Origin of the sequence: Streptomyces resistomycificus (assembly GCF_001514265.1) — a bacterium.
In the GTDB taxonomy this organism is placed as follows: Bacteria; Actinomycetota; Actinomycetes; order Streptomycetales; family Streptomycetaceae; genus Streptomyces; species Streptomyces resistomycificus.
The window spans coordinates 285,945-308,740 of sequence record NZ_KQ948989.1; the positions used below are offsets into that span (position 1 = coordinate 285,945).

Annotated in this window: 16 protein-coding genes; 2 read left to right on the forward strand and 14 right to left on the reverse strand. The window is 68.2% G+C overall.

What is annotated here, in order from left to right:
• Nucleotide 1 precedes the first annotated feature (1 nt).
• The 14 genes from AQJ84_RS06595 to AQJ84_RS06660 form a co-directional block, all read right to left on the reverse strand.
• On the reverse strand, nucleotides 2-652 hold the full coding sequence (locus AQJ84_RS06595; protein ID WP_051869457.1) for an RraA family protein: 651 nt from the start codon (nucleotides 650-652) through the stop codon (nucleotides 2-4).
• On the reverse strand, nucleotides 649-3,120 hold the full coding sequence (locus AQJ84_RS06600) for a glycoside hydrolase family 2 TIM barrel-domain containing protein (RefSeq protein WP_063785371.1): 2,472 nt from the start codon (nucleotides 3,118-3,120) through the stop codon (nucleotides 649-651). The genes AQJ84_RS06595 and AQJ84_RS06600 overlap by 4 nt, the downstream gene beginning before the upstream one ends.
• A 22-nt stretch (nucleotides 3,121-3,142) precedes the next feature.
• Nucleotides 3,143-4,237 (reverse strand): Gfo/Idh/MocA family protein, encoded by a 1,095-nt coding sequence (locus tag AQJ84_RS06605; RefSeq protein ID WP_030037779.1) that lies wholly within the window; start codon nucleotides 4,235-4,237, stop codon nucleotides 3,143-3,145.
• The gene (locus AQJ84_RS06610; protein WP_030037778.1) at nucleotides 4,234-4,980 is read right to left on the reverse strand and encodes a sugar phosphate isomerase/epimerase family protein; all 747 of its coding nucleotides are present in this window, start codon (nucleotides 4,978-4,980) and stop codon (nucleotides 4,234-4,236) included. Before AQJ84_RS06610 ends, AQJ84_RS06605 begins: the two co-directional genes overlap by 4 nt.
• Nucleotides 4,977-5,966, reverse strand: a complete 990-nt coding sequence (locus AQJ84_RS06615) for an alpha/beta hydrolase (RefSeq protein WP_051869448.1) — start codon at nucleotides 5,964-5,966, stop codon at nucleotides 4,977-4,979. Before AQJ84_RS06615 ends, AQJ84_RS06610 begins: the two co-directional genes overlap by 4 nt.
• A gap of 111 nt (nucleotides 5,967-6,077) precedes the next feature.
• A complete protein-coding gene (locus tag AQJ84_RS06620) occupies nucleotides 6,078-6,971 on the reverse strand; it encodes a carbohydrate ABC transporter permease (RefSeq protein WP_030037776.1) in 894 nt (297 codons plus the stop codon).
• Nucleotides 6,968-7,918, reverse strand: coding sequence for a carbohydrate ABC transporter permease (locus AQJ84_RS06625; RefSeq protein WP_051869446.1), 951 nt, complete (start codon nucleotides 7,916-7,918; stop codon nucleotides 6,968-6,970). Before AQJ84_RS06625 ends, AQJ84_RS06620 begins: the two co-directional genes overlap by 4 nt.
• A 213-nt stretch (nucleotides 7,919-8,131) precedes the next feature.
• Nucleotides 8,132-9,406, reverse strand: coding sequence for an ABC transporter substrate-binding protein (locus tag AQJ84_RS06630; RefSeq protein ID WP_030037774.1), 1,275 nt, complete (start codon nucleotides 9,404-9,406; stop codon nucleotides 8,132-8,134).
• Between the two features lie 607 nt (nucleotides 9,407-10,013).
• Nucleotides 10,014-11,219, reverse strand: coding sequence for a pyridoxal phosphate-dependent aminotransferase (locus AQJ84_RS06635; protein ID WP_209442706.1), 1,206 nt, complete (start codon nucleotides 11,217-11,219; stop codon nucleotides 10,014-10,016).
• A gap of 186 nt (nucleotides 11,220-11,405) precedes the next feature.
• The gene (locus AQJ84_RS06640; protein ID WP_030037772.1) at nucleotides 11,406-11,978 is read right to left on the reverse strand and encodes a TetR/AcrR family transcriptional regulator; all 573 of its coding nucleotides are present in this window, start codon (nucleotides 11,976-11,978) and stop codon (nucleotides 11,406-11,408) included.
• 839 nt (nucleotides 11,979-12,817) lie between these two features.
• Nucleotides 12,818-14,215 carry an alpha/beta hydrolase gene (locus AQJ84_RS06645; protein WP_128092179.1) on the reverse strand — a complete coding sequence of 466 codons (1,398 nt, stop codon included), beginning with the start codon at nucleotides 14,213-14,215 and terminating at the stop codon, nucleotides 12,818-12,820.
• Between the two features lie 982 nt (nucleotides 14,216-15,197).
• Nucleotides 15,198-15,821, reverse strand: a complete 624-nt coding sequence (locus AQJ84_RS06650) for a TetR/AcrR family transcriptional regulator (protein ID WP_030037770.1) — start codon at nucleotides 15,819-15,821, stop codon at nucleotides 15,198-15,200.
• Between the two features lie 121 nt (nucleotides 15,822-15,942).
• On the reverse strand, nucleotides 15,943-17,163 hold the full coding sequence (locus AQJ84_RS06655) for a metallophosphoesterase (protein ID WP_030037769.1): 1,221 nt from the start codon (nucleotides 17,161-17,163) through the stop codon (nucleotides 15,943-15,945).
• A 315-nt stretch (nucleotides 17,164-17,478) separates the two neighbouring features.
• Entirely contained in the window at nucleotides 17,479-18,945 is a 1,467-nt protein-coding gene (locus tag AQJ84_RS06660; protein ID WP_030037768.1) for a non-reducing end alpha-L-arabinofuranosidase family hydrolase, read from the reverse strand.
• Nucleotides 18,946-19,837: 892 nt separating this feature from the next.
• On the opposite strand from AQJ84_RS06660, the gene AQJ84_RS06665 reads away from it, so the two are divergent.
• Nucleotides 19,838-21,268 (forward strand): endo-1,4-beta-xylanase, encoded by a 1,431-nt coding sequence (locus AQJ84_RS06665; RefSeq protein WP_030037767.1) that lies wholly within the window; start codon nucleotides 19,838-19,840, stop codon nucleotides 21,266-21,268.
• Between the two features lie 99 nt (nucleotides 21,269-21,367).
• Complete coding sequence (locus AQJ84_RS06670) at nucleotides 21,368-22,669, forward strand: RICIN domain-containing protein (protein WP_030037766.1); 1,302 nt, start codon at nucleotides 21,368-21,370, stop codon at nucleotides 22,667-22,669.
• The last annotated feature ends 127 nt before the right edge of the window (nucleotides 22,670-22,796 follow it).

The following is a 22,796-nucleotide window of genomic DNA, read 5'->3' on the forward strand; positions in this document are numbered from 1 at the left end:
CTCATTCCGTGGGTGCTTGCCTGGCCTGCGCGCGCATGCCCTGCTCGGATTCCGCGATCTGCGCAAGCTCGGTGGCGATGTCATGCGCCTTCTTCAGGGGCACTGCGACGATGCCGTCGGAGTCCGCCACGACGATGTCACCGGGGTTGATGACGACACCGCCGATGGCGACGGGTGTCCCGAAGGCGCCCGGGCCGTTCTTCCACGGCCCCGCGGGCGTGACCGAACGCGACCACACGGGGAATCCCTGCTGCCGGATCTCGTCGCGGTCCCTGACCGCTCCGTCGACGATCGCTCCTACGGCACCCCGCGAGGAGAAGTACTGGGCGAGGATGTCGCCCATCACCGCCCGGCCCGCGTAGCCGAATCCGTTGATCACGAGCAGGTCACCGGGTTCGATGTGCGCGACGGCGTCGATCACGGCCAGATCGTCACCGGCGACGGTGAGGACCGTCAGGGCGCTGCCCACGGCACGGCAGCCGTCCCAGAGGGGTGTGATACCACCGTCGGGCATACCGAGGCGCCCGAGTGCGTCACCGATGTTGGCGACCGAGTGCCGCTCGAACTGCGCGAGCAACTCCCCTTCAGGCCGCTGCCACTTCGGGCCGACCTCGATGTTGGGTGAGCCGGCCGATGTCGGCGCGTAGGTCATTTCTGTCCTTCCCCTGTCACGTGGTGAATGGCTGCCTGGACGACGTCGATCTCGATGGAGGCGTCCGGGAGTCCGTGCGCCCGGGCTGTGACGGTGATCCGGCCCGTTTCCCCGGTGGCACGGATGATCGCCAGGGCACGTCCCTTGAACGAAGTGGCGCAATCGTCGAGGAAGCTCTCCTCGGTGGACGGCGCCCCTGTACCGAATCCCTGGAGGACACCGGGACCGTCGACCTGGATCGTGATCTTTGTGTCCCGGTTCGGGTTGAGCACACCGTTGCCGTCGACCAGGGTGATGCCGATGTGGGCCAACCGCTGGGAATCGGCGCCGAGTTCCGTGCGGTCCGACTCCAGGCTCAGGTGCGTGGGCTCGTCGGCGGTGCGCAGCGCCGAGCGCCCCACCTCCGCACCGTGGCGGTACGCCACGACCTCCAGGACACCGGGCTCGTAGGGCACCTCCGCCTCGGCGACGAAGTTCCGCTCGGTTCCGACGGGCACGGTCGCAAGGGTGCTGCCGTTGAGCCGGAACTCGACCTCCTCGGCCGCCGCGTACGCCTCGACATGGAGCGGCGAGCCGACGGGAACGTCGAAGGTCCAGCTGGGGAAGACATCGGTCCAGGTCCATGCCCTGGGCTTGATGACGTAGCCGTCCTCACGGGGGCGTCGCACGGCGAGGTAGGGCGTCTGTGTGAGCCCGTAGACGATCTCGCGGTAGTACGAGATCGGGTGACGCTGTCCGATGATGTCGATGTCCCCGCACTCGGCGGTGAGCCACGGGTAGGGGGCGCGGTGCACCTGCTGGTCCTCGGGATAGACGTGCCGGCCGGTTCCGACCTCGCCGAGAAAGTCCCATGCGGTCCAGGTGAAGTCGCCGATGACGTGGGAGTTCTCGGTGACGAGCCGCCACAGCCGGTCGATCTTCGTCGGGAACGTCTCCGAGCCCACGACCACGCGGTTGGGGTGGGCCTCCTTGTCCGGCACGTACCGGCTCTCGCCGTAGTTGAGCCCCACGACGTCGAGAACGGAGGCGGGTTCGGCGAGCCGCTCACCGACGACCGGCGAGGCCATCAGGGCGTCGATCAGATGCGTCACCTGGCCCAGGTAGTCGTTCAGCCCCCGGACAGGGGCGGCGTCCTGTCCCAGTTCCGCCTTCAGCGCGGGGATCTTGTCGCGGGCGATGTACATGCCCTGGAGGGCGTGGGTGACCAGGCGGGTCGGGTCCTGCGCGCGTACCCGGTCGGCGATGCGGCGGCCCAGGCGCGTACCGTGCGGGGTTCCGGCCTCGATGATCTCGTTGCCGATCGAGTACATGATCACGCTGGGATGGTTGAAGTCCTTCGCCACGAGCGAGTCCACGTCGCGTTCCCACCACTGCGGGAATCTGCGCGAGTAGTCGTCACCGGACTTCGCGACCGTCCACACGTCGAACAGCTCGTCCATGACGAGCATGCCGAGTCGGTCGCACGCGTCGAGCAGGGCGACGCTCATCGGGTTGTGCGCGGAGCGTACGGCGTTGAAGCCGGCTGCCTTGAGCGTCCGCACCCGCCGTTCGGCGGCGTCGGCGAAGTCGGCGGCGCCGAGGATGCCGTTGTCGTGGTGGATCGCACCGCCGCGGAGCTTGACGGTCTCGCCGTTGATCCGCAGGCCGCGGATCGGGTCGGCGGTGACGGCGCGGATACCGAAGTGTGTGGCTGCCTCGTCGATCGGGCCGCTGTCGTCGTGGAGGCGCACGGACGCCTGGTAGAGGTGGGGCGAGTCGACGCTCCACAGTGACGGCCGCTGGACGTAGGCCCGCTGATGGGTGGTGATCGTGTCGCCGGCCGGCAGCGTGACCCGGGAGCGGTCGCAGGCCACGACCTCGCCCGCGGTGTCCTGGATCTCGAGGAGCACCTCCACCACACGGGCCGAGACGTCCTCGTTGACGATCTCGGTCGCCGCCACCACGGTGGCGAGATCGGCGTCGATGTCCGGCGTGGTGAGTCGCAGGCCGGTCGGAGTGACGTGGACGAGGTCACCGACGAGGAGGCTGACGGGACGGTGGATGCCGCCTCCCGAGTACCAGCGGGAGTCCTGGTGTGCCTGTGCGTCCACCCGGACCGTGTTGGCCTGGCCGTACTTCAGGAAGGCGTCCGCGCTGACGTGGAAACGGGAGTATCCGCCTGCCCACTGTCCGGCGAGAGCGCCGTTGAGATAGACCATCGCATCGCGGTAAACACCTTCGAACTCGAAGGTGACTCGCTTCGTCGCCCATTCCTCCGGAACGTCGAACCGCTTCTCGTAGGTCCACTTTCCGTCCCGGAAGTAGCCCGTCTGCGGTCCACCGGAGTTCTCCGCGGACCGTCCTCCCCTCAGCATGGCGTCATGCGGCAGGGTGACTTCCTCCTCGCCGGCACCGGCGACCACGATCGCCTCGTGAACGGACACGAGAGGGCCGACGCGCCAGGCGTCGTTGAACGGGATGCGGATCATTGAACTTCCTTGTTCGATCGTTCTAGAGGGTCGCGGCCGTGGGGTCCCAGTCCTCGTCCAGCGGGGCTGGTGATGCCACGGTGGATTCGAGGGTCAGCGGTATCCCGGCCCGTGCCGCCTCCTCAGTGGCGAGGAGCACGTCGAGGACGTGGCAGGCGAGAGCGCCGGAGGCGCGTTCCGGTACGTCGTCGCGTATCGAGCGGGCGAGATCCAGCACCCCCACTCCTCGGCCCCACGTGGACCCGACAGCGGGTACGTCTTCCGGCTCCGCATGGAAGGGGACGAACCTGCCCGTTCCGGCGAAGCGGTTGGGGTCGGGCACCTCGAGTGAGGCTTCCGTGCCGTGGAGTTCGAGGAGGTCGCGGCGGATGCCCGAATCGAAGCTCGTGACGAGGGCCGCCCGAGCGCCGGAGGCGAACTCGAGCAGAGCCATGTGCTGACTCGGTACGCGCACACCGAACTCGGTCCCGGCGTCCGCGCCGACGCGAACTCGCCTGACAGCTCGTGCGGTTGAGGAAACCGAGCTCACGCGCCGGACGGCACCCAAGGTCTGCACGAGCGCCGTGACGTGGTACGGCCCCATGTCCAGCAGCGGGCCGGCTCCCTCGTCGTAATAGAAGGCGGGATTCGGGTGGCTGCCCTCCGGCCCCGGGGACTGCATGATGGCCAGTGCGCTCTTCGGTTCGCCGATGCGGCCCGCGAGGACCGCTCGTTGTGCCGTCTGCAGGGCACCACCGAGGAACGTGTCGGGCGCGCAGGCCATGCGAAGTCCTCGCCGACCGGCCTTGTCCAGCAGCAACCGTGCGTCGCGGCGGCTGGTGGCGAGGGGTTTCTCGCTCCAGACGTGCTTGCCGCACGCGAGGATCCGGGCTGACACGTCGAAGTGGGCGGCGGGGATGGTGAGGTTCAGCACGATCTCGATGTCGTCCTGGGCCAGGAGCTCGTGGACGAGCATGTGCCGCACCCCGAACTCCCGCGCGCGAGCACGGGCGCGCTCCGGGTCGAGGTCCGCCACCGCGACCACGTTCAGATCAGGGAACCGCGTCATGTTCTCGAGGTAGTGGCCGCTGATGACGCCGGCGCCGATGACGCCGACCCCCACCCGCTTCGAGGTCATCGGTCGACCTCCGTGAGGTAACGCAGACTCTGCTGCACGGCATCGAACGGGTCACCCGCGTAGCCGTCCAGTTCCACGACGCGGACCGCGTCCGGCGCGGCCTTCAGGATGTCCGCCACCGGCATCGCACCCTGGCCAAGCGGCTGCTGCTCCAGAAGGGTTGTGGTGTACGGGCCGTCTTTGACGTGCAGGAACCTGACCCGTGCCCCGAGCCGGGAGATCAACTCCACGGCGCAGGCGCCACCGACCTCGGCCCAGAAGGTGTCCAGTTCCAGGACGACGTCCTCGTCCAGCGCCTCCGCGAAGACTTCGAGGCCGGTCCTGCCGCCGAAGTCCTGACGGACCTCATGATCGTGGTTGTGGTACCCGATGGTGACGCCTTCGTCCCGGGCGAGCCTCGCCACGGTGTTGAGATCCGCGGCGGCCGCTTCGATGTCTTCGCGGGTGGTCCATCGCCCGGCGCGGATCCGCGGTTCGAAGAGCGTGCCGATGCCGAGTTCGGCCGCCGCACGGACCACCGCTGAAGCGTCTCCGTCCGTGTCGACCAGGTCGGCGTGTGCGCTGAGCGGACGCAGTCGTGTCTCGGCCAGCGCGTCCCGGTACTCGTCTCGGTACTGCTCGAACCTCCACAGCTCCACGTTCTCGAATCCCATCGCGGCGACCCGCGCCAGCGTCCCCGGGAGATCGGTCGGGATGGCGTTGCGCAGCGTATGGAGCTGCACTGAGTACGGGTGTGTCGTCATCCGCGCTCTCCTTGGTCCGGATCGAGTCCTCCCGCAGGAGCCGCTGCCACCGTCTCGGCCAGGACGGTGAGCGCTTGGTCCACCGGCTTCACAGTGGCGGGCAGGTTCAGGAAGCCGTGCAGTACGCCGGGCACCGTGACATGCCGGACGGGTACGCCCGACTTCACGACAGCGGCCGCGAACGCCTCGCTACTGGCGCGCAGGTCGTCGTACTCGGCGTCGAGCAGCAGAATGGGGCAGAGGCCGTCCAGGGCGCCGTTGGCGGGGAGGGCGTAGCCGTGCGGATCCGGGGCGCCACCCAGGTAGTTGCCGGTCATCTCGGCCACGTCCTCGGGCAGGATCCGGACCATGCGCGGCAACTGCGCCAACCCCTCGGCCAGCGCCGGGGAGAGGGGCGGCAGGACGGAGTGCATGGCTGCGTAGGCCAGTACCAGTGACGTGGGCAGCCAGTTGTCGTCGTCCCGCAGGCGAAGTACGGCTCCTGCGGCGAGGTTCGCACCCGCGCTCGCGCCACCGATCGTGATCCGGGCCGGAGCGATGCCGAGCACCGCGGCGTTCTCGCGCACCCATAGGACGGCCGCCACGACGTCGTCGTGCGGCACCGGATACGTCACACCGTCGACCGCGAGCCGGTAGTCCACGCTCACGACCACGGCGTCGGCCCTGGCGCACAGCTCGCGGGAGGTCCAGTCGGCCTCGCGCATGTCGAGATCGCCGAAGACCCATCCGCCGCCGTGGACCCAGACCAGGCCAGGGCGAGGCCGTTGGGGTGCTGACGGCGGCCGGTAGACGCGGACGGCTATCGGGCCGTGCGGGCCGGGAATGCTCTCGTCGCTGGTTTCGACGGAGGGCAGTGCCGGTGCCGCCTTCCAGGTCCGGTATTCCTGCAGGCGCAGTTGCACTGTCGGATCGGCGAGGGCCTCGCGCCAGGACGGGAGGTCCTCGATCAGGCTGAGCCGGGCGGAGATGCTGGGATGCAGGGCCATCAGGTCAGGTCTCCAGGGGTGAGGAAAAGCGGGTTGTAGCGCGCGTAGGCGGGAGGCGGCGGGGGATGTCCGCTCAGCCGCGTGGCCGGCCGGAATGCCGGGCGAGCAGGCCTACTTCACGCTCCCGGCGGCCAGTCCGGAGCGCCAGAACCTCTGCAGGACGAGAAACGCGATGATCAGCGGAATCACCGAGAGGAACGCGCCGGTGATGGTGACGTTGTAGGGGATGCCCTGGTTCACCCCTTCCCGCCAGTTGGCCAGCCCGACGGTGACCGGCTGAAGCTCATCGCTGTTGATCATGAGCAGCGGCAGCAGGTAGTTGTTCCAGATGCTGACGAACTGGAACAGGAAGATGGTGACCAGTGCGGGAGACATGATCGGCATGGCGACCCGCCAGAAGATCCGGGCCTCGCCGGCACCGTCGAGTCGTGCGGCTTCGATCAGTTCGTCCGGTACCGACGCTCCGGCGTAGATGCGCGACAGGTAGACCCCGAACGGGCTGACGATGCTGGGCAGGAACACTGCCCAGTAGGTGTTGACGAGGTGGACCTGGCTGAACATCAGGTACAGGGGCAGCGCGAACATGACGTCCGGGATCAGGACGGCACCGAGGATGACGTTGAAGGTCAGGTCGCGACCGCGGAAGGAGTACTTGGCCAGCGCGTACCCGGCCATGGCCGACAGTGTCGTGCTCACCGCGGCGCCGCCGATGCTGTAGAGGGCGCTGTTCAGCAGCCACCGGGCGAAGATGCCGTCCTGTTCCTGGAAGACCTCACGGATGTTGGTCCACAGGTCGAAGTGGGAGAACCACAGCCCGTTCGTGGTGAACAGGTAGCCCTTGTTCTTCGTCGCGGTGACCAGCAGCCACCAGACCGGGATGAGCGTGTACAGGGCGAAGAGCGCCATGACCGCGAACACGCCCGCCCGGCCGGTCAGCGATGACGTACGCGGTCGCCCGGGAGGCCCGGCGGCGGCACGTGCTGCTGGGGGAGTGACGGTCGTCATGCGAAGGTGCCCTTCCGCTGGGTGAACTTGAGGAAGCCGAACGACAGCACGAAGGTCAGCAGGGCGAGGATGACCGACTGGGTGGCCGCGTAGTTGTAGTTGTTGATGTCCGCCGACTGCTGTGTGGCCAGGATCGGCGTGTAGGTCGGGGAGACGGTCGGGGCGACCTGACTCAGCACCGCGGGCTCGTTGAACAGCTGGGCGGTGCCGATGATGGAGAACACCGTGGTGAGGATCAGCGCCGGCCGTACCGCGGGAATCTTCACGTGCCATGCGACCCGCCACCCGGAACAGCCGTCCATCACAGCGGCTTCGGTGAGTTCGCCGGGGATCGCCTGCAAGGCCGAGTAGATGATCAGCATGTTGAAGCCGGTCCAGGCCCACGTCATCATGTTGCCGATCGAGGCGAGCACGAGGTCGTCGGACAGGAAGTTCACTTCCAGCCCGACGTGCCGCAGGGCAGCGGTGAACGGGCTGACGCTCGGTGCGTACAGGAACGACCACATGATCGCGGCGATCACGCCCGGCAGCGCGTAGGGCAGGAAGTAGATCTGCCGGAAGACCTTCTTGAACACGGCGCCACGCGAGTCCAGCAGCAGCGCCAGGAGGAGCGCCAGGCCCAGCATCACCGGTACCTGCACGATGCCGAGGGTGAACACCCGCAGGAACGACGACATGAACCGGCTGTCGTGCAAAGCCGTCAAGTAGTTGTCGAATCCGGCGAAGACAGTCGTCGACGGTCCCAGTCCGAGGCCGCTGCGATTCGTCCTGAAGAAGCTCTGGTACACCGCGTAGCCGATCGGTGCGAGCAACATCGCCGTGAACAGCAGCCCGAACGGTGCCAGGAAGAGCAGCGCGGAACGAGTGTGGTCACGGCCGGGGATACGCTTCGCTGCCGAGCCGGCGATGGGGTGGGCGAGAGCGTCGCCAGGCGTTCTTGTCGCCATGCCTGCTCCTTGCTCGTGAGGTGGTCCCGTGGAGTGGGGGACCGGCTGGTCATTGGTGCTGGTCGGGCTGGTTGTCGCCTTGCGGGGGCGGGGGCGGGGGTGGCACGGGCGAGCACGGTCCCCCGCATGTCGAGGCCGAGGGCGTGAAGCCGCGGCGCCGGCGCCCGGCAGGTCAGGGAGGCCTCCGGGCGCCCGCCGTCGTTCCCGCGCGCGTCACTTCCCGACGCTCAGCCCCTGGCCCTTCATGGCCGCGACGGTGCTGTCCTGGACGGAGGTCACGGCCTCCGGGATCGTGCCCTTCCCGGCTCCGGCCTTCTTGAGCCCGTCCTTCATGTCGGACTGAACCTGGCTCATCGTCGGGCCCCACACCCAGCCCGTGCTCGTGTTCGCGGCCGCCGTCTTGAACACGTCGTAGATGTTCTGTCCGCCGAAGTACGCCGACGGCTGGTCCACGGCAGGCAGCTTCTGCCCGCTTGTCGCGGCCGGGTAGATGCCCGTGTTCTTGATCAGGCTTGTGACGCTGTCCTTGTCGGTGCTCATCCAGGTGGCGAACTCCGTGGCTTCCTCGGGATGCTCACACCCCTTGAGCACCACGGTCGCGGAGCCACCGCGGTTACCGGCCGCCTTCTCCCCGGCGGTCCACTGCGGCATGGGCGCCACGGCCCACTCACCGGACAGCTCGGGCAGGTTCTTGGAGATCAGCGGTGCCGCCCACACCGCGCTGACGAGCGACAGCAGCTGCCCGTCCTGCACCTTCTTGAACCAGCCCGTGTCCAGCATCGGCTCGCTGGTGACCAGGTCCTTGTCGAGCAGACCCTGCCAGTACCGCGCCACCTTCGTTGTCTGCGGGCTGTCGATGGTCACCTGCCACCGGTCGTTCGCGGTGCCGAACCACTTGCCGCCCGCCTGCCAGGTCAGCGCCCCCAGGTCATACGCGTCCTGCGGCGTGGTCGTGAGGTAGGCAGAGGGGTTGGCGCTGTGGACCTTCTGCGCGGCCGCGGCGAAGTCGTCCCAGGTCTTCGGTGGTGAGATCTTGTACTTCTTGAAGAGGTCGGTGCGGTAGTACAGCGCCGTGGGCCCGGTGTCGACCGGGATGCCGAACACCCGGTCGCCGACGCTGGACATCTGCCAGGTCCACGGCACGAACTTGTCCTTGCCGGAGGCGGCGTACTGGGAGATGTCCTCCAACGCGCCGGTGGCGATGAAGTTCGACAGGGTGTCGTAGCCCACCTGTCCGAGACAGGGTGCGTTGCCGGCCTTCACGGCGTTCTGCATCTTGGCGTAGCCGCCGATGCTGCCCGCCGGGATCTGGCTGTACTTGACCCTGATGTCAGGGTGGGACTTGTTCCACAGCGCCACGGACTTGTCGAGGCCGACCGCCGACCCCCAAAACTCCACCGTCACCGGTTTGCCGCCGGAACCCGAACCGCCCGAGTCGCCGGAACCGCTACAGGCGCTGAGTGTGACGAGCGAGGCAACGGCCAGCATGACCCCAGCCTCCTTCACCCACCGTGAAGCCATGGGAACTCCTTCCGTCGGCCGTCCGCACTGCGGAGCCTGCCGGTTGATCTGCGAGCGGCGTGTCGCGCACGGAGTCGCTGAGAGCTTCCCGTCATCGGGGACTCATGCATATGAACACTGCCGAACGGCTTGCGATTGGGGTTTCACTTGAGGTGTGAGCCGACTCCGTGTTGGCCCGTCTGGCCCACGTGATGCGCTGGCCCCGAGGGGCACCGTCCGCGGCTCGGAGTACCTGCGTTCGAGCCGGGCGACGCACCTTGAAGTGCGAAGTGAATCTCAGTTGCGTTGACTATGGGGCCAGGCGGGCCGACTGTCAACGCTTTCTCGTCGACTTTTGGTGAAGAGCTCCGTCATTTACATGCGGCGATCGCTGGGCATAGAGCCCTTCGAGGTGTCCGTGACGTGTTCGAGACCTCCGGGCCGCAGAATGCGCACCACCGAACTGGCAGTCTGCTCGGAACTCCGAACCTCCGTAATTCCGTCGACCTTTTACGTGAGTCTCGCCGGTACACCTGGCGTGCTGCTTGACGCAGCCGTCGCGGCGGGTCCCGTTGATCGAAATCGAGGGGCAGGGCTAGAGCGCCTTGATGACGTTCGTAAAGCGGCGCAGCCCCTCCTCGAGTGCGACGTCGTCAGTCGCGAAGGAGAGGCGTACGTGTCCTTCGCCTGAAGGGCCGAACTCGGACCCGGCGCGTACGAGCACACCTCCGTCGGCGAGGCGTTGTACGAGCTCGACGGAGGACAGGCTGCTGTGGACGCGCGGGAAGGCGTAGAACGCTCCGAGGGGGCGAACGACGCTCACTGCGTCGAGACCGTCGAGGTGCTGCATGACCCGATCGCGGCGGCGCTGGAAACGCGCCGAGAGCGCGTGGAGATCCTTGTCGGGAATGCGGAGCGCCTCGACGGCTGCGTCCTGGACGAACGTGTTCAAGGGTCCGTTGATCGTTCGGTGAACGAGGTTGATCTTTTCGGCGACATCGGGGGTGGCGCAGAGGAAACCGATGCGCCAGCCGGTCATCGAGTACGACTTGGAGAACGTGCCGGAGAGTGTCACCCGGTCCCGCACGGAGGTGAGTGCCAATGCCGAGGTGAACGCGATCTCGTCGAAGACGATATCGCCGTATGCCTCGTCCGATACGAGGTGGAGGTCGGGGTGGTCGCGGAGGATGGCGCCGATTCCTTCGATATCGGCCTTCGAGAACACCATTCCGGTTGGGTTCACGGGATTGCACAGGATGAGCATGCGGGCTCCCGGCGCGGCCGCCGCGAGTTTGTGCAGGTCGATCGAGCCGTCAGGCCGAGTGGAGATCCACTCGACCCTGGCTCCCGCCATCGCCGCGTGGTCCGCGTACAGGGAGTAGGTCGGTTCGGGGAGCAGTACTCGATCGCCCGGGTTCAGCAAAGCGAGGACGGTGGCTGCGAGGCCGGCGCTGCCTCCGTGGGTGACGACGACATTCGCCGGGCCGACCTCGATGCCCTGGGAATGTGCCAGGTGGGAGGCGATCTCCTGGCGGAGGTCCGGAGACCCCGTGATCTGCGAGTACCGGGTGCGACCTGCGCGCAACGCCCGGACGGCAGCCTCCACTACTTGCTGCGGCGTGTCGTTGTCGGGCTCACCCATGGCCAGAGAGATGGCGCCAGGCACCGCACCGCCCAGGGAGGGGGGCCGCCTCGACGCCGCCCTGATGCGTTCCGGAAGGGAGATGGCCGTTCGAGAGGGGGATGCGCTCATCCGATCTCCAGGGGTCACGGCGGATGTAAAGTGCGAGTAGATTCTCACATCGTGATGAGCCGTTCAAGGGTGGGAACGCGGCTGGATCGACCGGACGCGGGCGGTTGCCCACGCCCGAGCGGGTCGGGGGCATGGCTGAGGCCCACCGCAGATGTCCCGGGTGGCTACGTAATTCCTGGTGCTGAGCGCCGGCCGCGGGGGGAGTCGCCCCTCACCGGCTGCCGAACCTCCGCCTCAGGCGCGGGCCCAGCCCTGGAGAGCCCCGTAGTAGGCCGCGGTCAAACGGCTGATCGCCGTCTCCTCGGAGAGGCCGGTGCTGATCAGGTCCAGGATCTCGCGCGGATCGAACATGGCGTTGTACAGGAACAACGCGTGATCGAAATGCTCATCCGGCACGTTCAGGTGCCGCATGACACTGCGAATGGGGCGTTCCCATGCGTCCCGGACCGGGGTGATCACCTCGTCGTTGCCGCGCAGGCGGGTGAGGAACCCCGTGCGCGACCGGATCTGGACCATGGCAGGGCCGTAGCTGCGGACCAGGCGAGCCCACTCCCGGACGACCTCCTCGAACAGGTCCGGGCCGGTCTTGGGGCAGTCATGGCTGTAATTGCGCAGCTGGACGATAACGCCGAGCAGGTAGGCCTTGAGGAGCTCCTCGACTGACGGGAAGTACCGATAGGCCGTGGCCAGCGACAGGTTGGCTCGCTCCGCGACGACTGCCATGGTCATCGCGCCGGGCTCGGTTCTGAGAGCTTCCCCGACGGCTTCCAGGAGTTTGCGGCGGTTGCGGACCGCGTCGCGGCGCATGCCGCGCCCAGCACCCTGTTCCTCGTTCTTGACCGTCAGGGGGAGCCTCCCGGGATGCCTCATCGTAGAGAGGCGTCTCACCTCTGGGTTAGACGATAGTGACGTTCTTCCGAGGTGCTCAAGCGGCCCGGCCCTGCTCTGTACCGGGATGCGCGTGAACGGCTCTGCCGGGCTGATACCAGGGCCGCACCACGCAGACTGAGGAGGCTGCCCCGCTGCCGGGACCACCGCCGCCGTGGTGCTGTTCGGCCATCCGGCCGAGACCTGGTCGGCCGCAGCGAGCCGGGCATCCGAGCTCGCTGCCTTCGCGGGACTGCTTGCGACGATGATCCATCCCACTTTCCCCTTCACCACGCTGAACCTGACGGGGAACCGAACGGGCAGCCGGCCAGGACCCGGCCGTCGAGCAGGACGTCGCCGCCTCCGGGGCGTGCGGTCGGCGCAGCCCCCTCCAGAGCGTGCTCTTGCCGCACCGTTTGGACCGACCTCGACGGTCAGCCGGCCCGGTGGGGGAGCGGGCCGCACGGGGGCCACGGCGATCGCCTGCTCGTGCGCGAGCGTGAGGGCGCCGGCGCGCGGTACGGCGGACCGGACGGCCGGGCGTAAACCGTTGCCTCCGGCGGTAGCCCGTTGCCTCCGGCGATAAACCGTTGCCTTCGGCGGTAGCCCGTTGCCTCCGACGGTAGCCCGTTGCCTCCGGCGATGAGCGGGCCGATCCCTCACGCGCCGTGCGCCGACTTCGCCGCGACACAGCCGCTGGGAACGACTGCCCGGTCGCGATCTCCCGCAGTCTTCCTCGGTGTTCCCCGCCTCAGACCCGGTGGGCGAAGAGACGGGTCTCAACGCTGACGGATCGTCACCTCGGCCCGGTGGAAGCGAGAGTCGTTGCCCCTGGTGTGGAACGGCACGTCGTCAGGGCTGGGGCCCGTACTCGACGTATCGGCCTGCGGCGAGTACTGCTGGTGCGGGTTGCCGGGGCCCAGTACGAGGGGAATGGTCAAGCGTCCCTGGCCGTCGGCTGTGGCCGACCGCACCGAAAGGCCCTCGCGGTCGCGGACGGTGACGTGATACCGCCCGCCCGGCCGAGCCAGTGAGGGTGTCACCACCGTGGCCGAGCCGTTCCCGACCACAGTGAAGCGGCGCTGGCGCGTCACCTGCAGCGCGCTGAACTCGGTGACGTCTCGCCGCATCCGTACGGTCCAGCCGTAGGTGCCGTACCGCGGCCTGGTCGACGAGAAGGTGAACGACCGGGGAGTGGCGCGGTGTTGCGCGTGGCGGGCGAAGTAGGCCTCCAGGTGTGGCATCCAGGCCCGGAGGTCGGCCTGCCAGTAGGGCCATGTGTGGCTGCCGGGTCCGTAGTCGTGCCACCGGTGCCGGATACCGAGATCCAGCAGGCGTTCGTGGAAGGACACGTTCTCCTGCCGGATCCTTTGTTCGGTGCGGTCCACGGCCTCGCCGTCCTTTCGGGGCCGGCCGTTGCCCGTGTACAGCGACACGTCCGTGTGGGCCAGATTGGCCGCCAGGTCCCAGGGGTTGTCCCCGCGCCAGCGCACCTCCTGCGTCGCCCACGGGCCCCAGAGGGAGGGGTGGAGCTGCTCGATGATGGTGCGCATCTCGACGTTCTGGTGGTCGACGTCTCCGGAGAACGAGCCGACGGCACCGAAGAAGTCGGGGTGCCGGGCGGCATACGAGACGGCCCCGAACCCGCCCATCGACAGTCCGGCGGCAGCCCGCGCGCCGCGCTCGGGAATCGTGCGGTAGTGCTCGTCCACCCACGGGAGAAGCCTGTTGATGTGGAAGGTCTCCCACATCGGCCGGCCGTGGTCGCCGTTGTTCCACCAGTCGGCATACCACTCCGTGGAGCCGGCGTCCGGCATCACCACGATCGCGGGCAGATCGGCCGTGATCTCCTCGGCGGCACCGTCCTGTGTCCAGCTCGAAGCGCTCTGCCCTCCACCGTGGTAGAGGTACAGCACGGGGTAACGGCGCCTCTTCTCCGCGTCGTAGCCGCGGGGGAGCAGTACGCGTACCTTGGTCGGGCCGTCGAGGGCGGACGAGGTGAAGGTCAGCTCGGTGAGCCGCGCGGAGAGCTGCTCCTGATTCACCAGCGCGATGCCGGTCTCGGTGTGGGTTGCCACGGCTGCCTCGGCTGCCGGGGCGGGAAGGTGAGCGGATCCGAAGACCATCACCGTTCCCAGAGCGAGTGCCGCGGGGATCCTCGCGCGCCTGCGCTTCAAAGTCGTTCGTCTCCTTGGGGTCTCGTTTTGCGCTTCTTTGTTTGTTCCGGCTCGCGGCGCGGGCGGCCGGGGCCGGTGCGAGAGGCCCGTGGGCGAGCACGGTGGACCTGGCCGACGCGTGGCCGAACCGGGCCTCGGGATGATCAGGTGCTCCGGTGGGTGCGGGCGCCTCTGGTCCTGCTGCCGGTCCGACGTCTTGGGGGTCACAGGGTCACGGGATGGCGGCTGCCATCTCCGGGAGTCCGCGTCCCCGCCGGCTCGGCGTTCGGCGATGGTCGGTGGTGAGGCGTCCGTGCCGACTCGGCGTTCGGCGATGGTCAGGGGTGCGGAGTCCGTGGACGTCGTGGCCGCTCGCTGCAGCCGTCTGCGTACCCTCCGCCTTCGAAGCCGTCGCGGCCCTCGGGCTCGGCGCGGTCAGGCCGCTTCTCGGCTCCAGGCACATGCTGGACGGGGGAGACCGCTATCGGGAGTCGAGCAAGCGAGGCGGGTCGGCGGACCAGGAGCACGCTCGTGGTTCACTCATCGCCGGTGAGGAGCCGGAGCCCGGTCTCACCGGCGCGGGCACACAGGTCGGCCACGCCCGGACGAGGCCCGCGGCGGCCTTCAGCGGGGCGTCGCCGGTGTCTTCGAAACGTGCCGGCAAGGTGCTCGTCGACGAAGCCGCGTCGGGCTGGGGTCGCGCGTGGACGAAGCCGACGGATGGCCGGGCGGCCGGTTCGAGGCCTTCGCCGCGGGCCGGTGCCGAACGCGGCCACATCGTGGCCCGCGCTCCGGGCGAGCGCGGCGGTGTCGGCCGACGGCACAGACGCCGTGGATGTCTCGGCCGGGGTGTGAGCCTCGGTTGGCCGAGAACGGGGCATGTGAGGTCTCCTTGACTGCGTGCGCGATCGGCGAACCGACGGCCTGATCTCAATCTCGAAATTGGATTCGTGTTTCGAGATTGAGGTGGACGCTAGCACACGGCTTCCGTCGCATGGAGTTCTCAGGCCTCGTCGTCGACAACGCCTGCGAGGAAGGCCTCGATGCCTGCCGACACGTCCACCGCGCCCGGGTTGTACAGCCACTGGACCTGGAGTCCGTCGATGGCTGCGATGAGCAGGTTCGCGAGGATCTCCGGCCGTGTGTCCACCTTCAGGCGTCCGCGACCGCGCAGCTCGGCGAAGATCCGGGTCAGGTGCAGGCGCAGGCTGTCGTAGCGGGCCCGGTACAGCTCATGTGCGGGATGCCCGCCGGCCGTGGCCTCGCTCGAGATGATGCTGTGCAGCTGGATCAGCCCGGGCCGGGCCTTGTTGGCGCGCACGACCCGCAGTTGGGTCTGCAGCACATCCAGGTCATCGGCTTCCCGGACGATCGCGGCCGTCTCCCGCTCGTGCGCGGCGAGCACCTCGACCAGCAGATCCGCCTTGCTCCCGAAGTGGTGCAGCAGCCCGGTCTGGCTGATGCCCGCCCGCTCTGCGATCTCCTTCATGGTGGCGCCGTGGAAGCCTCCGGCGCCGAATGCCTCGACGCAGGCGTCGAGAATCTTCTGCCGCACCTCGGCGGTCTTCGCGTAGGACCCCCGGGGGCCGCGGGCCCCGCTGCTCGCCGTCTTCGCCTGCTTTGTCACAGGCCGAGCATAGGGCGGATCCCGGCCCGCACCTCAATATAGAAGCGTGATGCTATTTTTAGCTGCGGGCGAGGTGACCCTCGCCGCATGCGTGCTTTCGGATGTGGTGGCCCGCCCAGTGCTACGGCGAGGTGGGCAGCTGCGGGGAGCGGAGCACGAGCAGGGTGATCTCGCTGGGGGCGAAGACGCGGAAGGGCGGGCCCCAGAAGCCGGTGCCGCGGCTGGTGTAGAGGAGGGTGCGGGTGCCGTGGTGGCTGAGGCCGGCGAGGGCGGGCTGGTCGATGCGGACCATGTGGTGGAAGGGCCAGATCTGGCCGCCGTGGGTGTGGCCGGAGAGCTGGAGGTCGATGCCGGCGGCTGCCGCGCGGTCGATGAACTTGGGCTGGTGTGCCAGGAGCAGGACGGGTAGGTCGGGGTCGGCGCCGTTCATGGCTCCGGCGAGGTGGGCCCGGTGGCCTGCCAGGCCGGAGGACTCGGCGGTGACGTCGTCCACGCCGGCGACCACGAGGGTGTCGCCTCCGCGTTCGAGCAGCAGATGGCGGTTGCGTAGCGGCTCCCAGCCCAGCTCGTCCATCAGGTCGACCCAGCCCTGGGCCTCGCTGTAGTACTCGTGGTTGCCGGTGACGTATACACGGGCCCGGCTGGCCTGCACGGTACCGAGTGGGACGGCCTGGGCGCGGCGGCGTTCGGCCGTGCCGTCCGCGATGTCTCCGGTGTGGCAGACCAGGTCGGCCTCCAGAGTGTTGACCGTCTCGCAGACCCGCGCCGACCAGCGAGTGCGATCGAGCGGGCCGTAGTGGGTGTCGGTGATGAGGACGACGCGCATGCCGTCCAACCCGGCACCCAGCCGTGGGAGTTGCACATCGAGTCGGCGCACGCGCGGCACGCGGCGGGCTTCGGCGTACCCCCAGGCGAGTAGTACGGCGGTTGTGACGAGGACGGCCCACGTGACGATTCGGGCCCGGTCCTGACTCGCGCCGACGCCGGCCACGGTCAGGGCGAGCCGCAACAGGACGCCGAGCAGAACGGACCAGGTGAACAGGACCCAACTGGCGCCCAGCAGGGTGTCACCGACGATTGCTGCCCGGTCCTGCTGGCGCCGGCCGTGGCCGCGCCCCATTGCGAGCGGCATAGCCACGAGGCCGAGGACGAACAGGGCGGTGCCGGCCAGCGTGACGGGCAGCGGCCAGTGCTGGCCGGTGTACAGGAGCACCCAGCAGGGCACGGCCCACAGCAGGACGGGGGCGATCAGGGGGAGGTAGCGCATCAGGCGGTGCAGTCGGCTCTGGCGCGCAGCCCCCGCTTCGCTGTCGGCGGGCCGGGTGTTGCTGGTGTCGGTCACGTTTCCCTCCCTGACCAGGCTGCCGTCTCGCGCACTGTATCCGGTCGCCCTCGGGCCGGCCGGACCGGCGTTCATGGGCGCGGCCCTTTGGGGCGAAGCTGCTCTGCGGGATGGCGGGACTCCGCCGCAGACACCTCCCTTGGCATGAGCCGCGATCAGGGCGCCATGGCCCCGGTTGGGTATCGCCGCCACATTGCCCGACCCGCGCTCCGTCGCCGTATGAGCGATGACGTGGTCGCGTGACCCGGGCGGGCTCGGCCTTCCGCCGAGCCCGCCACGCCGGCTCCATACCGGAGCCGGACTCGTGCCACGCCGTCAGCGCTGCAGTGTCAGCAGACCCGGACGGTAGGGCAGGAGGCCGTAGTCGCCACCGGAGCCGGGGCTGCGCCCCTGGTAGAGCAACTGCAGATTGCAGGGATCGACGGTCATGGTCTGATCGGCGCTGGTGCGGATCAGTTCGCCATGGCTGATGTCGTTGGTCCAGGTGGCGCCGCTGTTGGCCTTGCCGGCGAAGGGATTGCTCTCGGTCGCGGCCTGGGGTGTCCATGAGCCGTTGAGACTGGTGGCCGTGAACGAGCGGAAGTAGCGGCCCTGCGAGCCGATCGCCTCGACGATCATGAGGTAGCGGTTCTGGCCCTGCAGCTTGTAGACCTGCGGGGCTTCGAACAGGTTGTTCGTCGTATCGCTCATGATCGTCGTGTACGACGAGCCGAAGCTGCCCGGGAAGTTCCCGATGGGCATGCTGGCCCGGTAGATCTTGCCGTTGTCACCGGCGAAGAACAGGTACATGTTCGTCCCGTCCGCGATGAGCGTCTGGTCGATGGGTCCTGTTCCGGAGCCGGAGATGCTTCCGGAGAAGAGCACCTGCGGGGATGACCAGCCATTCGGGTTGGTCGGGTCGCTCGACGTCCGGTAGGAGAAGGCGGTCCCGCCCCACTGGTAGGCGAGCACCCAGATGTTCTTCGGCGCGAAGTAGAAGAGCGTGGGCGCGACGGTGGAAGCCGACATCGTGTTCTGACTGGCCGAGGCCATCTCAGACCAACTGGTGAACAGGCCGAAGTTCATCGAACCCCAACTCGTCCCCGTGTCGTGCGTCGTCGCATAGACGAGTTGCCTGCCGTTGTAGGGGACGACGGTGAAGTCCTTGAGCGAGACCCATCCCGGCTTGGGCTGCGCCAGCGCGCCCGTTGATGTCCAGCGGTATGTTGACGGAAGATCGCACGGGCCGGAATTGCCGCCGCCGACCTTGACGAACTGCCACTGCTGGTTGGTGCCGCCCCAGTCGTCGTACTGGACGATGTTCGCGTTGTCGGCGGTGGCGGCGCCTTGTACTTCGAGGGCCTTGTTGCTGTGGCGCGAGATGAGCCTCACGTAACCGTCCGAGCTGTCGGCCAGCCGCCACTGCTGGTTGGTGGCGTTCAGGTCGGCCCACTGGACGATCGAGCCGCCGTTCGCGGTGGACCAGTTGTGGACGTCCAGCACCTTGCCCGAGTGGCGGGACTTGATGCGGTAGTAGCCGCCCCCGGAATCGACGAACTGCCACTGCTGCTGGACCTGATCGTTCCTGGTCCACTGGGTGATGCGGGCGCCGTCGCTGGTCGCCAGGTTGTAGACGTCCAGGGCCCTTCCGCTGTTGCGGTTGACCAGCACGTACGAGGCGCCGGGGTCTACGGTCGCCGCGCCGGCGGGCTGGGCACCGAGGAAGGTTGCCACGAGCAGCAGGGGCGCGAGGACGGCGAGTAAGCGTCTTGGACGGACCGGGGACGGGTGGCGAAACCACATCAGAGGGCCTCCTTTGGGGGTGTGGGGGCGTAGGGGTGGGGGTGGGGTGACCCCGATGAACCGCGGAGTGGACGTGCCGGGGGACAGGAACGCTCTCGAAAGTTTCGAAGAATTCCCGGATGCTTCGACGCCACAAGCTAGGAATGTGCTGCCCTTTGGTCAAGGGCTGTCGCCGATCTGTCCACAAACAGCGCCTCCTGAGAGAAATCGAGCAAGCGGCGTCCGCACACTCTTCCCGGCCCGGGCCCCGGCCCTGGGGCTACGGCATCCGTCGACGGCGGCGCCGGGGTTCGCCGTCCGGCTCGCCCGGGATCCTCGAATGTTTCGGACAGTGAATCGAAACTTCTTCTGCGGAGAGTATTGACGATCCATCGTCAAAGCCTCAATCATCCCTGTCTGAGAAAGCGGCCAGAGTTCGAGATGTCGAACCGCGTCGGCCCTGGGCAATCTGTGCTGCACGGCAGATGCACGCACAGCTGCACGGCAGATCCACGCACAGCTGCACGACAGATCCGCGCACCGAAGCACCTGCGCCACCCCGTTTCGTCCGGTGAGGTTCGCTCCAGCACATCCTGGCTGTTCGCGCAGTTGGCGAGGTGCGCGACGCCGCGTGGCGGTCCCCCGGCTGAGCCGCGATGGAGTGCCCCATGCCTGTGTCGAAGCACCGCCGCCGTCCGCCGTCCGCCGTCCGTCACCCGACGGCCGACCGGGTGTCGTCCATGTCGGTCGAGACCGTCCCGGTCCCATGACCGCGGTGTCCGGTGATTCCGCGGTGTCCGGTGATTCCGTGCTGCCCGGTTCCGGCCCGCCCCGTCCGTCTGCCGAGTGGGAGCGGACGACGCATTCCCCCGCGCTTCAGTCCTTCCGTGATTTCTACCTTGGAGGCACAGCCATGGGCTCGTATGCCCTTCCCAGACCCGTTGTCCGCCGGAAGATCCGCGGCCTGCTGCTGGCGCTGGTCGTCGGCGTCCTCGCCGCGGTCGCCACACTGGTCGCGCCGCCGACCGCCCACGCCGCCGAGAACACGCTCGGCGCCGCGGCGGCGCAGAGCGGCCGCTACTTCGGCACCGCCATAGCCTCGGGCAGGCTGGGCGACTCGGCGTACACGACGATCGCGGGCCGTGAGTTCAACTCGGTGACGGCCGAGAACGAGATGAAGATCGACGCCACCGAACCACAGCGGGGCCAGTTCAACTTCACCGCCGGTGACCGCGTCTACAACTGGGCGGTGCAGAACGGCAAGCAGGTGCGTGGCCACACCCTGGCCTGGCACTCCCAGCAGCCCGGCTGGATGCAGAGCCTCAGCGGCAGCACGCTGCGCCAGGCGATGATCAGCCACATCAACGGCGTGATGGCCCACTACAAGGGCAAGATCGCCCAGTGGGACGTCGTGAACGAGGCCTTCGCCGACGGCAGTTCGGGAGCCCGGCGCGACTCCAACCTCCAGCGCACCGGCAACGACTGGATCGAGGTCGCCTTCCGCACCGCGCGCGCCGCCGACCCGGCCGCCAAGCTCTGCTACAACGACTACAACGTCGAGAACTGGACCTGGGCCAAAACCCAGGCCATGTACGCCATGGTCCGGGACTTCAAGCAGCGCGGTGTGCCGATCGACTGCGTCGGATTCCAGTCGCACTTCAACAGCGGCAGTCCCTACAACAGCAACTTCCGCACCACCCTGCAGAACTTCGCCGCCCTCGGCGTCGACGTGGCCATCACCGAACTCGACATCCAGGGCGCCCCGGCCACGACCTACGCCAATGTGACCAACGACTGCCTGGCCGTCCCGCGCTGCCTCGGCATCACCGTCTGGGGTGTGCGCGACACCGACTCCTGGCGAGCGGAGCAGACGCCGCTGCTGTTCAACGGCGACGGCAGCAAGAAGCCCGCCTACACCGCCGTCCTCAACGCCCTCAACGGCGGCTCCACCACGCCCCCTTCGAACTCGGGACCGATCAAGGGCGTCGGATCGGGCCGCTGCCTGGACGTGCCCGGCACCAGTACCGCCGACGGCACCCAGCTCAACCTGTGGGACTGCCACAACGGCACCAACCAGCAGTGGACGTACACCGCCGCCGGCGAGCTCAGGGTCTACGGCAACAAGTGTCTGGACGCCGCCGGCACCGGCAACGGCACCAAAGTCCAGATCTACGGCTGCTGGGGCGGAGACAACCAGAAATGGCGCCTCAACTCCGACGGATCCATCGTCGGCGTCCAGTCCGGCCTCTGCCTCGACGCCGTCTCAGGCGGCACCGCCAACGGCACCCTGATCCAGCTCTACTCCTGCTCGAACGGCAGCAACCAACGCTGGACGCGCACCTGATGGGAGCTGCCACAAACGAGAGGTGAATCGATGAAGACCTACGGTGTGGCTTTACCCACCCCTCCACGAGGACATCGCTGGTGGTCCCGGGTCGCCGCCGTGGTGGCGGCGACCCTCGCGATCGGCATGCTCGCCGCGGTGAATCCGGGGCCCGCCGAGGCGGCGACGGTGGACACCCATGCCTGGTACGTCCTGGTCAATCGCCACAGCGGCAAGGCGCTGGACGTCTCTGGAGCGTCCACCGCCGACGGCGCGCGGGTCAGCCAGTGGACGCGCAACGACGGAGCCAACCAGCAGTGGCAGTTCGTGGACTCCGGCGGCGGCTTCTACCGCCTCAAGGCCCGGCACTCGGGCAAGGTTCTCGACGTCGCCGGCGCCTCGACCGCGGACGGCGCCGCGATCCAGAACTGGGCCGACCACAACGGGGCCAACCAGCAGTTCCGTCTGGCCGACTCCGACGCGGGCCACGTCCGGCTCATCAACCGCACCAGCGGCAAGGCGGTGGAGGTGCAGGGAGCCTCCACCGCCGACGGCGGCAACGTCGTCCAGTACTCCGACTGGGGCGGCGCCAACCAGCAATGGCAGATGATCAAGCTGTCGTCCGGTGGCGGCGGCGGATGCGGCAGCACCCCGACTCTGGCGAGCGGTACGCACACGATGCAGAGCGGCGGCAAGAGCCGCAGCTTCATCCTCAGGGTTCCCGCCGACTACGACAACAGCCACCCCTACCGGTTGATCTTCGCGTTCCACTGGAGGGGCGGGACCGCCGGCGAAGTCGCCTCGGGCGGCACGAGCGGGAACGCCTGGTCCTACTACGGCCAACAGGAACAGTCGAACAACGGCGCGATCCTCGTCGCCCCCCAGGGTCTCGGCAACGGCTGGGCCAATTCGGGTGGTGAGGACGTCACCTTCGTGGACGACATGATCCGGCGCATCGAGGGCAGCCTCTGTGTCAACCCGGCACAGCGCTTCGCCACGGGATTCAGCTGGGGCGGCGGTATGAGCTACGCACTCGCATGCAGCCGGGCGAACGTCTTCAGGGCCGTCGCGGTCATCTCCGGTGCCCAGATCAGCGGGTGCAGCGGCGGCACCCAGCCGATCGCCTACTTCGGAATCCACGGCATCAGCGACAACGTCCTCGGTATCGCGCAAGGACGGTCCCTGCGCGACAGGTTCGTCGCCAACAACGGCTGCACTGCCCAAAGCCCGCGCGAGCCCGCGCCGGGCAGCCGCACGCACGTCACCACCACCTACTCGGGCTGCCGTGCCGGATACCCGGTCCAATGGGCCGCGTTCGACGGAGGCCACATACCCGGTCCGGTCGACGGCTCCTCCGGTGAAAGCGGCGTCACCACCTGGACCAAGGCAGAGATCTGGAGGTTCTTCGCACAGTTCCAGTGACACGCTCGCACCACGGGGTGGAGCCAGGATGATCCTGGCTCCACCCCGTCGGTGTCTGTCCCGGATTGAAGGACGGAGAGGTCTTTCAGGCGAGCGCCCACGCCTTCCCGCTGGGTGCGGCCGGCCG